The sequence below is a fragment of the Variovorax sp. 01T432 genome (assembly GCF_056398605.1).
Map to the genome: position 1 here is coordinate 42,306 of NZ_JBFTPS010000045.1, position 12,791 is coordinate 55,096.

12 protein-coding genes are annotated in these 12,791 nt (G+C 69.2%); 1 reads left to right on the forward strand and 11 read right to left on the reverse strand.

The genetic code is table 11. The features are described 5' to 3' along the window. Positions 1-42 precede the first annotated feature (42 nt). The 10 genes from AC1DNF_RS26790 to AC1DNF_RS26835 are packed head-to-tail and all read right to left on the reverse strand — an operon-like array spanning position 43 to position 10,097. Positions 43-1,053, reverse strand: coding sequence for a Bug family tripartite tricarboxylate transporter substrate binding protein (locus tag AC1DNF_RS26790; protein WP_478151688.1), 1,011 nt, complete (start codon positions 1,051-1,053; stop codon positions 43-45). Continuing rightward, positions 1,050-2,021 (reverse strand): VOC family protein, encoded by a 972-nt coding sequence (locus tag AC1DNF_RS26795; RefSeq protein ID WP_478151689.1) that lies wholly within the window; start codon positions 2,019-2,021, stop codon positions 1,050-1,052. Before AC1DNF_RS26795 ends, AC1DNF_RS26790 begins: the two co-directional genes overlap by 4 nt. A 14-nt stretch (positions 2,022-2,035) precedes the next feature. Beyond that, complete coding sequence (locus AC1DNF_RS26800; RefSeq protein ID WP_478151690.1) at positions 2,036-3,511, reverse strand: aldehyde dehydrogenase; 1,476 nt, start codon at positions 3,509-3,511, stop codon at positions 2,036-2,038. Between the two features lie 13 nt (positions 3,512-3,524). Then, positions 3,525-4,370 (reverse strand): aspartate dehydrogenase, encoded by an 846-nt coding sequence (locus AC1DNF_RS26805; protein WP_478151691.1) that lies wholly within the window; start codon positions 4,368-4,370, stop codon positions 3,525-3,527. Between the two features lie 24 nt (positions 4,371-4,394). Continuing rightward, positions 4,395-6,104: a thiamine pyrophosphate-binding protein gene (locus AC1DNF_RS26810; RefSeq protein WP_478151692.1), complete on the reverse strand. Its 1,710-nt coding sequence runs from the start codon at positions 6,102-6,104 to the stop codon at positions 4,395-4,397. Next, positions 6,097-6,930: an SDR family oxidoreductase gene (locus AC1DNF_RS26815; protein ID WP_478151693.1), complete on the reverse strand. Its 834-nt coding sequence runs from the start codon at positions 6,928-6,930 to the stop codon at positions 6,097-6,099. The genes AC1DNF_RS26810 and AC1DNF_RS26815 overlap by 8 nt, the downstream gene beginning before the upstream one ends. A gap of 19 nt (positions 6,931-6,949) precedes the next feature. Continuing rightward, positions 6,950-7,795, reverse strand: coding sequence for an IclR family transcriptional regulator (locus AC1DNF_RS26820; RefSeq protein ID WP_478151694.1), 846 nt, complete (start codon positions 7,793-7,795; stop codon positions 6,950-6,952). 33 nt (positions 7,796-7,828) lie between these two features. Further along, positions 7,829-8,701: an alpha/beta fold hydrolase gene (locus AC1DNF_RS26825; protein WP_478151695.1), complete on the reverse strand. Its 873-nt coding sequence runs from the start codon at positions 8,699-8,701 to the stop codon at positions 7,829-7,831. Positions 8,702-8,710: 9 nt separating this feature from the next. Then, positions 8,711-9,256, reverse strand: coding sequence for a cupin domain-containing protein (locus tag AC1DNF_RS26830; protein ID WP_478151696.1), 546 nt, complete (start codon positions 9,254-9,256; stop codon positions 8,711-8,713). A 25-nt stretch (positions 9,257-9,281) separates the two neighbouring features. Next, positions 9,282-10,097: an SDR family oxidoreductase gene (locus tag AC1DNF_RS26835; protein WP_478151697.1), complete on the reverse strand. Its 816-nt coding sequence runs from the start codon at positions 10,095-10,097 to the stop codon at positions 9,282-9,284. Between the two features lie 253 nt (positions 10,098-10,350). Here AC1DNF_RS26835 and AC1DNF_RS26840 point away from each other — a divergent pair, with 253 nt between their 5' ends. Next, positions 10,351-11,673 carry an IS1182 family transposase gene (locus tag AC1DNF_RS26840; RefSeq protein WP_478151698.1) on the forward strand — a complete coding sequence of 441 codons (1,323 nt, stop codon included), beginning with the start codon at positions 10,351-10,353 and terminating at the stop codon, positions 11,671-11,673. 392 nt (positions 11,674-12,065) lie between these two features. Here AC1DNF_RS26840 and AC1DNF_RS26845 read toward each other — a convergent pair. Then, positions 12,066-12,791 (reverse strand): IS110 family RNA-guided transposase (locus tag AC1DNF_RS26845; RefSeq protein ID WP_478151699.1); only part of this gene is annotated, 726 nt, incomplete at its 5' end.

Below are 12,791 nucleotides of genomic sequence, written 5' to 3' on the forward strand. Positions count from 1 at the left end.
ATCGGAAAAGATCGGGTCGTCGGAAAGCGGGGATGGCGTCGCTCAATCGGCGACGATGTGGCGGGCCTTGATGATCCCGGCCCACACGGCTGTCTCGTCGCGAATCGCGGCCGCGAACTCGGCCGGCTTCATCGCGGCGTCGGTCATGCCCTGCGCCTTGAGGTTCTGGCGCACATCGGGCGCGGCCAGGATGTCGGCCGCATCGCCGGCAAGCTGCTCGACGAGGGCCGGCGGCGTTCCGGCCGGCACGAGAAGGCCGTACCAGGAGGTCACGTTCACGCCCGGGATGCCCTGCTCGTCCAGCGTCGGGATGCCGGGTGCGATCGGCGTGCGACGGGCATCGGTCACGCCCAGTGCGACGAGCTTGCCGCTCTGGATGAAGGGCAGCGCGGCGGGCAGGTTGCTGAACATCAGCGGCACGGCGCCGCCGAGCACGTCGTTGATGGCCTGTGGCGTGCCCTTGTAAGGCACGTGCAGCAGATCGACGCCGGCCTGCTGCTTGAACAGCTCGCCCGCCAGGTGCAGGCCGCTGCCCACGCCCGGCGAGGCATAAGACAGGCTGTTGGGCCTGGCCTTCGCCTGTGCCACCAGGTCCTTGGCGCTCCTGATGCCCGACGAAGGCGAGGTCACCAGCACATTGGGCGCCTTCACGAGCATGGTGACCGGCACGAAGTCCTTCCCGATGTTGAACGGGAAGCTCGTCATCAGGCTCGGGTCGATCGTGAGGTTGCCCGCGGGCACCACCAGCAGCGTGTGGCCGTCGGGCTTGGCGCGCTTGACCTTCTCCATGCCGATGTTGCCCGCCGCGCCGGCGAGGTTCTCGACCACGACCGGCTGCCCGTAGCGCTTCGCGAGCCCCTGGGAAAGAATGCGCGCCAGCGTGTCGACCGGGCCGCCGGGCGGGAACGGCGAGACGATGGTGAAGCGGTCGCTCGCGAGCCGCTTCTGCGCATCGCCCTGTGCGTGCGCGGAGCCAAGGGCCGCGGCGGCCAGCAGCGCCGTGCCGAGGATGCGGATGAAGGAGGTGCGTCGGATCATGATGAGGTGGGTCATTTCTTTTCGGTGAGGAACTTGCCTTGGGGGCCTTCGACGTTCTTCTGGCGGCGGGTGTTGCCGTCCAGGCCGCCGTCGACCGCCCATTCGGCGAACACGGTGGGGCCCGGTTCGAATTCGCGCGGCTGCCATTCGCCGGTGAGCTGGTCTTCGTCGGCGTAGTACTCGATCAGGCCGCCGGCCGGATTCTTGAAGTACCAGAAATAAGCCGAGGAGATCGGATGACGGCCCGGACCGAGCTGCGTCTCCCAGCCGCGGCGCGAGAAGTGCAGGCCGCCGCCGAAGACCTCGTGGATGTCGCGCACGGTGAAGGCCACATGGTTCAGCCCGCGCTTGGCCGAAGGCAGTTGCAGCAGGAAGAGGTCATGGTGGCCGCCCTCCGCCGAGCAGCGCATGAAGGCACCGCGGTTGGGGTAGCTGTCCGAGGCCACGAAGCCGAAGCGCTCGCGGTAGAACGCGGCCGTCGTCTTCACGTCGCTGACGAAGAACACCACGTGGCCGACTTCGATCGGCGTCGCGCGCTCGTAGATCGGCGCGGGCTGGTCGATGCGGGGCTTGGCGTTCCAGGTGTTCATCGCGGCGCATTCGACCGCGACCGGGTGCTTGCGGCTGACTTGCAGGCGCACGGCCAGGCCGTTCGGGTCGGTGCAGCCGACGCGGCGCGCGCCATCGACGATGCCGTCGACGAAGCCGGGCTCGCCGGCGATCGCGGCGGCATGGCGATCGAGCTCGGCGTCGCTCTCGACGCCCCACACCACCTCGCGCAGCGTCGGGCCCTCCTCCATCGCCGGCGGCAGCCCGGGCTTGTTCGACGCCGCGACGACGACACGGCAGCCGTTGAGGCATTCGAAGACGAGTTCATCGGCGGCCTCGGACTTGAGCGTCAGGCCCCAGTCGAGGAAGAAGCCGCGGCAGACGGGGAGCTCGTCCGCCCCGTAGGTGATCTGATCGATGCCCAGAACGCTCATGGTGATCTTCCTCCTCAATTCGCCCAGGGCAAGGGCAGCTCGTTGGTGCCCCAGTACATGCTCTTCTGCTCCATGTACTGGAAGATGCCTTCGCGGCCCTTTTCGCGGCCCAGGCCGCTGTCGCGCCAGCCGCCGAAGGGGGTCGAGACCGAGAACTGCTTGTAGGTGTTGACCCAGACGGTCCCGGCCTGCACCGCGCGGCCGAGCCGCCAGGCGCGCTTGAAGTCCCTGCTCCACACGCCGGCGGCGAGCGCGTACACGCTGTCGTTGGCCTGCGCGATCAGATCCTCTTCGCTGTCGAAGGGCATCGCGACCAGCACCGGCCCGAAGATCTCTTCCTGGCTGGTGTGGGCGCTGTTGGTGAGGCCTTCGAGGATGGTCGGCTTGTAGAAATAGCCGCGGTCGAGGCCGCCGCCGTGCGGCCGCACGCCGCCCGTGCGGATGCGACCGCCCTCCGACACCCCGAGCTCCACGTAGCGCTCGATGCCTTCGCGATGCCGCGCCGTGATCAGCGGGCCCATCTGCGTGTTCTCCGAAGCGGGGTCGCCCACGCGCAGCGCGTTGGCGCCCTCGGCCAGGCGCGTCAGGAACTCGTCGTAGATCGACCGCGCCACGAACAGCCGCGAGCCCGCGATGCACGACTCGCCCGACGAGCTGAAGATGCCGTAGAGCACGCCGTTGACCGCATGGTCGAGGTCGGCGTCCTCCAGCACCATGGTGGGCGACTTGCCGCCGAGTTCGAGCGACACCGGCATCATCTTGTCGGCCGCGATGTGGGCGATGTGCTTCCCGGTCGCGGTGCCGCCCGTGAAGGACACGCGCTTGACCAGCGGATGCCGGGTGATCGCATCGCCGATGACCGAGCCCTTGCCCGGCAGCACGCTGACCATGCCCCTGGGCACGCCGGCCTCTTCGCAGATGCGCGCGAGTTCGAGCGCCATCAGCGGCGTGACTTCGGCCGGCTTCACGACCACCGCGTTGCCCGCCGCGAGCGCCGGGGCCAGCTTCTGCGCCTCGCTCGCGATGGGCGAGTTCCAGGGCGTGATGGCGGCCACCACGCCCATCGGCTCGTGCACGCTCATCGTGACGAAGGCGCCGCGCGAGGGCGTGATGGCCTCTTCCAGCGTCTCCAGCGCGGCGGCGAAAAACTGGAAGGTGCCGGCGGCGCTCGCCACCAGGTTGCGCGTCTCGCTGATGGGCTTGCCGTTGTCCAGGCGCTGCTTCTGCGCCAGCGCCTCGCCCCGCTCGCGGATCAGCTGCGCCACGCGGTGCAGCACCGCCGCGCGTTCATGCGGCAGGCGCTGTGCCCAGTCGCTCGTGAGGAAGGCCTGGTGCGCGCGCGTGATGGCTTCGTCGACATCGGCCAGGCTCGCGGCCCCCACGCGCGCGATCGGCTCGCCGGTCGCCGGATAAAGGCTCTCGTAGACGTCGCCGCCGCCCAGGCGCCATTCGCCCGCGATGTCGAGATGAAGAGGCTCGGATGAAATCATGGGAGGTCTCGTTTCAGATCGCGAGCGCCGCCACGCGGTTGCGCAGCGCGCGCACGGCGCTGTAGACGGTCAGCGCGGAGGTCTTGGGGTTGGCCGCGAGCGCCTTGTTGCGCATCGTCAGTTCGAAGCTGCCGAAGGCGCCGTCGGCCTCGACCACGTGGACGTTCTCCGTGACGCCCGGATCGGCCACCAGGCGCACGTGGGTGCGGTCGAGGCCCAGGCCGGCGAGCGACACCGTTGCCGCCACGTTGGCGTTCTTCGGATAGAGCGAGGCGGCCTCGCGGGCGCTGCCCTCGAAGATCACGGTCTCTCGCGTCAGCGCATCGAGGTCGCGGCCTTGCTCGGCCGGCGTGCCCTTCCACGCGCCGGGCGGCTTGCGGCCGGTATAGCGCACGCTGTCCAGCCCGCCGATGCGCGCCGCGGCCAGCGCATCGATCGCGCCGATCGCGCCCGCGATCAGCTGCACCTGCGTCTTGCCGGCGATCGCCGACAACTCGAGTTCTTCCGCCAGGCCGCGCGCCGACAGCGCGCCCACCGAGGCCACCACGCACGGCGTTCCGCGGCGCAGCGCCGGCAGCACGTGCTGCTCGATCGCCGCATGGCCGGCGGCTTCAACCACCAGGTCGATGCCCTCCGCCGGCACGCTGGAAAGGATCTGCGCGCGCGGGGCGAGGCGCAAGGCGGTTGCCCCCGCCGCGGCCGCGGCGTCGGACGCCACGACGATGGCCGCGATCGTCAGGGCCGGATCGTCCTGGAGCAACTCCAGCATCGAGGTGCCGATGGCACCGCAGCCGATGAGCGCGACGCGCAGCGCGGTCACGGGGCCCACACCCGCGCCGCACTCCGCGGCAGTCGTCATGGAAACGGCTTGGCGAGTCATGGCTTACTCGACGGCCGCCGCGGTCTGGCCGAGCGCCGGGATCTGCGTGATGGTGTTGGTCGGCGGGCCCGAGAAGGTGCTCTTGAAGCCCCCGATCGACAGCATGTCGATCTCGAGCAGGAAGGGGCCCGGCGCGGCCAGCGCGTCGCCCAGGCGCGCGGGCAAGGCATCCAGGCTCTGCACGCGGGCATGCGGCAGCGCCAGCGACTTGCAGAGCATCGCGTAGTCGGGCGTGTGCAGGTCGGCATAGCAGCGGCGCCCGCCGTACTGCACGTCCTGGATGTTCTTGATGACGCCGTAGCCCTTGTCGTTCATGAGCACGATCAGCAGGTCCGCCTTCTCCTGCACCACGGTGGCCAGCTCGCCCAGGTTCAGGATGAAGCCGCCGTCGCCGGCCAGGCAGAAGGTCTTGCGGCCCGAGCCGGTCACGGCGGCGCCGACGGCGGCGCCGATCGCCATCGGCATGCCCTGCCCGATGCCGCCACCGGTGGCGTGGACGCCGGCGCCGGGTTCGAAGATGCGCAGCTCGCGGTTGCCCCAGGTGCTGTTGGACACCGTCACGTCGCGCACCCAGTTGAAGTTGCGCCCGGCCGCGGCCTGGAGCTGGCGCACGAGTTCGGCATAGGGGCCGAGGCCATCCGTCAGCGTGGCGACGGCCTGCTGATGCGCGGCGCGCAGGTCGGCCAGCAGCGCCGGGTCGGCCTGGTATTGCGCGGCTTCGAGCCGGTCGGCCAGTCCGTCGAGCGCCAGCGCCGCGTCGCCGCAGACGAAGGCCTCCGTGGCATAGCAGCGCCCCTCCGCGGCCGCATCGGCGTCGATGCGGTAGAGCGGGCGCGGCAGCTTGAGCTCGTACTTGAGCGTCTCGTTGCCGCGCAGGCGCGAGCCGACCACCAGCATCGCGTCGCAGGTCTGGTAGAGCGCCTCCACCGGCTTCTGGATGTTGTAGGCGCCGAGCGAGCCCGCATCGTCTTCGGCCACCGTGCCGCGCCCCTGCGTGGTCGTGACCACGCCGAAGCCGAGCTTCTGCAGGCGCCGGATCGCCGCCGCCGCATGGCGCGCGCCGCCCCCGACCCACAGCATCGGACGCCTGGCGGCGGCGAGCCGCTGCGCCAGCGCATCGAGCGCGGCGGCGGAGGGCACGGCCGCCTCGATCGGCAGCGGCGAGAGGTCGGCCGGCATCGTGACGAGCGCGGACTGGATGTCGATCGGGATCTCGACGCTGACGGGGCCGGTGGGCGCCGTCAGCGCCACCTGCACGGCGCGCTTGAGCGTGCCGAGCACGGTCTCCACGCTGCGCACGCGGAAGGCCGCCTTCGACACCGCCTTGAGCATCGCGAGCTGCTCCGGCGCCTCATGGATGTACGACATGCCCTTGTCGATGTAGGGCGTCTCGATCTGGCCGGTGATGTGCAGCAGCGGCGCACCGGCCGTCAGCGCCTCGACCATGCTGCCCGCGATGTTGCCGGCGGCCGGTCCGGTGCTGGTGAGGCACACGCCGAGGCTGGCGGTCGAGCGCGCATAGGCGTCGGCCATGTTGCCCGCGCCGGCCTCGCCGCGCGCCGGCACGAAGCGGATGGCGCCGCGCTGCGCGAAGGCATCGAGGATCGGCATGTTGTGGATCGAGATCACACCGAACGCCGCCTTGACGCCGCATTGTTCGAGGAAGGCCGCGACGACTGCGCCGACCGTGACTGTGTTTTGAGGGTTATGCATGACGGGAATGGCCTCCAGAGATGTCGATGTGGCTGCCCGTCGTGTAGGACGCGAGGGGCGAAGCGAGGAAAAGAATCGCGCGGGCGGCTTCGATCGGAAGCCCCAGGCGACCCAGCGGAATATGTTTGGCCTGCGCGAGCTGGCGGCTCCAGGCGGGCCAGTCGAGACCGGTCTGCTCGCGGGCCTCGAAGCGCCGGCGCCACTGGCCGGACTCGACCAGGCCGATCAGGATGCCGTTGACGCGCACGCCTTGCGGAGCGAACTCGGTGGCCATCGAGCGCACGAGATTCAGCAGCCCGGCGCGGGCGGCCGAGGTCGCGACCATGTGCGCTTCGGGCTGGCGCGCGAGCAGCGAATTGGCGCAGACGATGGCGGCATCGCCGAGCACGGCGCGCTGGGCGGCGAGCTGCGGCAGGAAGGCGCGCGTGGGGTGGATGACCGAGAAGAACTTCAGTCGCAGCTCCTCGGTCCAGGCCGCATCGTCGGTGTCGGCGAAGGTGGAGACGCGCCCCTGCCCGGCGTTGTTGACCAGCATGGAGGCCGGGCCCAGCGCGGCCTCGCTCGCCGCGGCGAAGGCCTGCACCGAGGCCCCGTCGAGCACGTCGCAGGTGCGAGCGAAGAGCCTGGCTTGCGGACGTGTGGCACGCAGCGCCGAGACGGCGCGGTCGAGCCGATCCGCATCGCGGCCGCACAGCGCCACGGCGGCGCCGCAGTCCAGCAGCAGTTCGACCGTCGCCAGGCCGATGCCGGAGGAGCCGCCGGTGACGACGGCCACGCGACCGGCCAGCGCGTCGGCGGCGAAGAAGGTGGACGAGGGGGAGGTCATGGTCGTGTTGCTCCCGTGCTCAGGCGCGGCCCGCGCCCCGCAGCGGAACCACCTTCGCCCCGGCCGCGGGCGAATAGTTGAGGACGCCGGAGATGGCATCGGCGGTTTCGCGCACGCGCTGCACCATCTCGTCGATCCGGCTCTCGTCGATGTGGCCGGCGTTGATCGTCGCGCCGAGCGCCGCCACGATGTGGCCGCTGTGGTCGCGCACCGGCGACGCGATGGTGGAGATGTTCGATTCGAAGAAGCCTTCGCTCAGCACATAGCCGCGGTTGCGGTCGGCCTGGACCAGGTCGAACAGTTCGTTGACCGTCTTCGGCGTGCTCGGCGAATAGATCTCGAGCTTGTCCTCGGGGTAGAGCGCGCGCAGCTGCGGCAGCGTCAGGTCTTCGAGCAGGACGCGGCCGAGCACCGTGGCATGCGCGGGCAGGCGGGTGCCCACGGTGACCGAGCTGGCAAAGGGCGTGGGCGGAGCGACCTTCGCCACGTAGACGATCGAGCGGCCGTCGCGAACCACGAGGTTGCAGGGCGTGCGCAACTCGTCGCACAGGCGCTGCAGCAGCGGCGTGCCGAGCTGGGTGAGCTCCAGCGAGGCCAGGTATTCGAAGCCGAGGCGGAGCACGGCCAGGCCGAGCCGGTAGTCGCGGCCGCCTTCGGCGCGTTCGAGAAAGCCCATGTTCTCGAGCGTGGTCAGCAGCCGGAACACCGTCGAGCGCGGCAGGTCGAAGCGGCGCGCGAGCTCGGGCGCGGAGAGCGTGCGGCTCTCGCGGCTGAACTCGCACAGCACGCGCAGGCCGCGTTCGAGCGCGGGGACGTTGTAGCGGTCCGTGCCCTCTTCCGATGCGTCGTTGTCTTGTGGGGTCATGGGTCGTCGATGGTTCTTGGTTGTGGGGGCTGTTCAGGCGGACAGCGTCTTGAGCAGCAGCGCGGCGACGGCGGCGGGCCGCTCGACGTAGCTCGCATGGCCGGYGTCGGCCAGCAATTCCAGCGGCACGCCGCACTTCTTCGCGACCTCGGCGCACGCCGCGGGCGGGGTGACGATGTCGAGCGCGCCGCACGCCACGCGCACGGGCATTGCCGGCGGCAGGTCGGCCAGCAGGTCCGCGCCGCACAACAGCTCGATGGCCTGGAGATAGCCCGGCGCGTTCAGGCACGCCATGTTCCAGCGCACCCATTGGCGTGCGCGTTCGTTCGCGCCGCCGGACAGCAGCCGGCCCGAGCGCTGCGCGGCCATGCCGGCGATGCCGAGCTGCTCCAGTGATTCGAGGCGCTGGGAGCGCACGCGCTGGCGGGCCTCGGCCTGGCCGGGGGCGCCATAGCCGCTCGCCGGGCTGATCAGCACCAGCCGCCGGATGCGCGCGGCGAGCGCCGAGCCCGGACGCGCCGCCGACGCGGCGATGAGCGCGCCCAGCGAATGCCCGACCAGCACGCAGGATTCGATGTCCAGCGCATCCAGCAGGGCGTGCAGCCGCGCCGCGTAGTCCGCCGCGTTCGGCACCATGGCCGCGACCGGCGTGGAATCGCCGTAGCCCGGCGCATCCCATGCGATGAGGCGCGCATGGGGCGCGAGCAGGCATGCGGTGTCGAGCCACGAGGCCGCGCCCGAGCCGATGCCGTGCAGGCAGACCACGACCGGCCCCGTGCCGCACGCGCGCACCGAGACCGCCGCGCCCTCGCCCACCGGCACGAGGCGCGCCGGAAAGCGCGCGTCGAGCCGGGCCAGCTCGGAGGGCGGCAGGGTCTGCGCGTTCATGGCGACGGCTTCACTCATCGCGGCCTCTCAGCGCTTGACCTTGGCCAGCGGATGGTCGGCCGGATAGGTCGGCGTCACCGGTGTCCGGGCACCGAGCATCACGCACATCAGCGCGTCCTCGTCGCCGATGTTGATCTCCTCGCGATAGACGCCCGGCGGCACGGAGATCAGGTCGCGGTCGGTCATGATGGTCTCGAAGCGCTCGCCGTCCTTCTCGATCACGACCTTGAGCTTGCCGCGAATGAGGAAGAACACTTCCTCCACGTCGGTGTGCAGGTGCGGCGGGCCCTCATGGCCGGCCGGGATGACCATGGTGGAGAAGGTGAAGTGCTCGGCCGGCACGGTGTTGACGTCCTTGGCGACGCCGGTGCCGCCCGTGCCCACATAGCGCATCTGCGCGCGGCGGAACTTGGGGTCGAGATCGGCCTGGAACTTCAGCGCGTCCCAGTCGTACTTGCGCGTCGAATAGCGCGCGATGCGCGTGTTCATCCACGCTTCGAGACTGGCGCCCTCAGGGCGCCGCAGTGTCGCGCCGGAGGCGTCGATCTTCTGTTGTTCGGACAAATCGCTCACGAGAATCTCCTTCGTCGAAAAAAAATCAGTGCATCACGAAGCCGCCGTTGACGGCGAGCAGCTGGCCGGTCACGAAGCGCGAGAGGCCGGAGAGGGCAAACAGGACCGCGCCGCAGACGTCGACCGCCTGCTGTTCGCGCGGGATGGCCCGGCCCTCCAGGTATTTCTGGTGCCGCGCCATGGGCACGTATTCGGTCGCTTCCACCAGCGTCAGGCCGGGCGCGATGGCGTTGACCGTGATCCCCTCGCCGCCCCACTCGCGCGCCAGCGAGCGCGTCATCGAGATGACGGCGCCCTTGCTCGATGCGTAGGCCAGCAGGTTCGGCGCGCCCCACAGCGCGGTGTCGGAGGCCAGGTTGACGATGGCGCCGCGGCCGCTCTTGGCCAGCGCGGGCTGGCAGGCGCGGCTCATGAGCCAGGTGCCGCGCACGTTAACGTCCATCACGCGGTCCCAGACCTCGATGTCGAGGGCATGCGCATCGCGGCCGCCCGAATTGGTGATGGCGGCGTTGTTCACCAGTCCGTCGAGTCCGCCGAGCAGGCCGGCCGCATCGACAGCGGCGCGGGCGATCGATGCCGGGTCGCACAGGTCGACCGTCACCGCGTGCGCCGTGTGTCCCGCCTCACGCAGGGCCTGCGCCTCGGCCTGGGCGAGTTCGCCGAGGATGTCCGCGAGCACGACAGCGGCGCCCGCCGATGCGATGCACTTCGCGAACGCGAGCCCCAGGCCGCGCGCCGCGCCGGTCACCAGCACGCGCCGGCCCGCGAGCAGGCTCGCGGGCAGTTCGGCAAGCAAGGCTTGCAGGCTGGCGGGATCGGCGGTGGCGCTGATGGAGGTCATGGTGGATGCTGCGGGTTGGCTTCTGTTTTGTTTCACTAATAAAACACTGATTTATTAATGAAACGATGGACGAAGAATAATCCGCGGCTCGGCCCGCGAGATAGGTATTAACCCTAGGCACTTACACTGATTTACGTCTTGGGCGCGGAGGCGCCTGACGGGCCCGCGGGGACCCGAGCCCTGCGAGCTAGGAGTCTGGGCGGCAGAGCGACAGTCCTGTCGTCTTGAGCGGGGCGTAGTTCGTTGATTGGCGATGGCCGCGAACTACCTTCCCTACGAGCCGCAGCAGATGATGCTGCTCCCCGAGACGCTGCAGGAATGGTTGCCCGAAGGGCACCTGGCGCACTTCATCAGCGACGCCGTGGACGGACTCGACCTTGGCGCCTTCCATGCGCGCTACGACAAGGACGGCCCACGCAACCAGCCGTTCCACCCGGCCATGATGGTCAAGGTGCTGGTCTACGGCTACGCCACGGGCGTGTTCAGCTCACGCAAGATCGCGCGCAAGCTGCACGAGGACGTGGCGTTCCGGGTGCTGGCGGCGCGCAACTTCCCTGCGCACCGCACGATCCGCGACTTTCGTGCCCTCCACCTGAAGGAACTCGCAGAGTTGTTCGTGCAGGTGGTGCGCCTGGCGCGCGAGATGGGCTTGGTCAAGCTCGGCACGATCGCGGTGGACGGCACCAAGGTCAAGGCCAACGCGAGCCGCCACAAGGCGATGAGCTACGGTCACATGCTCAAGGCCGAAGCCGAGTTGAAGGCCCAGATCCAGGCTTTGCTGAACAAGGCCCGTGCGGCCGATGAAGCCGAGAAGAACGAGCCGGACTTGGACATCCCGGCGGAGATCGCGCGACGCCAGGACCGGCTCGATGCCATCGCCGCAGCGCGCGCCCGGCTGGAGGCGCGCCAACGCGAAGCCGACCTCGAACGCGGGCGCAGCGACGACGACGACCAGAAGCCGCGCGGCAAGGACGGCAAGCCCAAGGGCGGGCGCTACAGCCGGCCCTTCGGCGTGCCCAAGGACAAGGATCAGGACAACTTCACCGATCCCGACAGCCGCATCATGCAGCGCGCCGGCGGCGGGTTCGACCCGGCCTACAACGCCCAGACCGCCGTGGACGACAGGGCCCACATCATCGTGGCGGCCGAGTTGATCAACAACGCCTCGGACGTGCGCGAACTGCCCACGATGCTGGAGGCCGTCAAGGACACGCTGGGTGCATATCCCGAGCAGACGCTGGCCGATGCGGGCTACCGCAGCGAAGCCGTGTTCACGGCGCTTGCCGGTTGCACAGACCTGGTAGTGGCCATCGGGCGCGAAGGCAAGGAGCACCGAGCGATCAACGAGACATCGCTGCCGCTCACCGCAGCGATGGTGGCGAAGATGAAGACGCCAGAGGCGCGCGACGCGTACCGCCGCCGCAAATGGCTGGCCGAACCACCGAACGGCTGGATCAAGAACGTCTTGGGGTTCCGTCAGTTCAGCATGCGCGGACTGGACCGAGTGCAAGCCGAATGGAAACTCGTGTGCATGGCGTTGAATCTGCGAAGAATGGCGACGATGCAGACGGCTTGAGGGTCTGCGCAGGCTCAGAACGCTCTCTCGGGCCTCGCAATTGCGACCCCTGGCACTCCCACCGCACCAACCCACGACTCGAGTCGCGTCAAGCGCCCATTGCCCGCTGCAAACCGTCTGCCGCCCAGACTCCTCATATGGTCGCCACTGTCAATAGTGTTAGCGCATGGTTTTTGGTTTGGGATCGATCGGGTGATGCGACACGAGCGTTGCAGCGACGATGAATCAGACTCATATCCGCGGATTGGTTACCAGCACTTCATCGATTCGTCGCGGGCCTACCTCGCTCTAGGATCGGGGATCTGCCTTGCGGTGCCCTTGTAGGAGCCTCGAGGGTTGCCCTATCGTTGCTCGTATCGCATCGCCAGATCGATCCGGGTTTCTCCGTTTCTTCAGGTTGCCTCGGCTTTCTCGCGCTGCGCCTGCATGCCGATAGCCCAGACGAAGCCGGCCAGTTCCCTTGCGACCGCGACGCAGGCCTTGTTGGCTTGCAAGCCACGCGCATTCAAAGCGGCAAACCGCTGAGTCAGCCGCAGCTGCGCCGTCCAGGCCATCCTTCGTATCGGTTCGGACAAATCCTGTTGTCGAATCTGTGCCTGTTTGCAGATGCGCGCCTTGAAGCGATAGTTCCAGGCGGCCTCGGTCAGTAGCCGGCGTGCGTGCGCGTTGCCCGTCTTGGTGATGCTGCCGCGGCTCGTGCGCTCGCCGCTGGAATGCTCTGAGGGAACCAGCCCGAGGTAGCCCATGAGCTTGCGCGGATGGGCAAAGCGCCCGAGGTCGCCGATCTCGGCCACCAGGCCAATCGCCGTGATCGCGGCGACACCACGCAGTGCCTGCAGCGCACCGACCACCGGCTCGAAGCGCCAGCCAGCGATCGAGGCCTGCAACGCCTTTGTCAGCCGATCGGCGCGATCATCTGCCGCCGTTACGGCTTGCCAGTATTCGGTGAACGCCGTCTGGGCGGCGCCGGCGCCGAAGTTCAGCGTCGCCAGCCAGCGGTAGTAAGCACCGCACCACGAGGTCTTGCCCTTGTAGCGCACGTCGTGGCGCAGCAGGAAGCCCTTGAGCTGATGGCGGGCTTGCATGCGGCTGTGGACTGCGTCTTCGCGCGCTCGCGA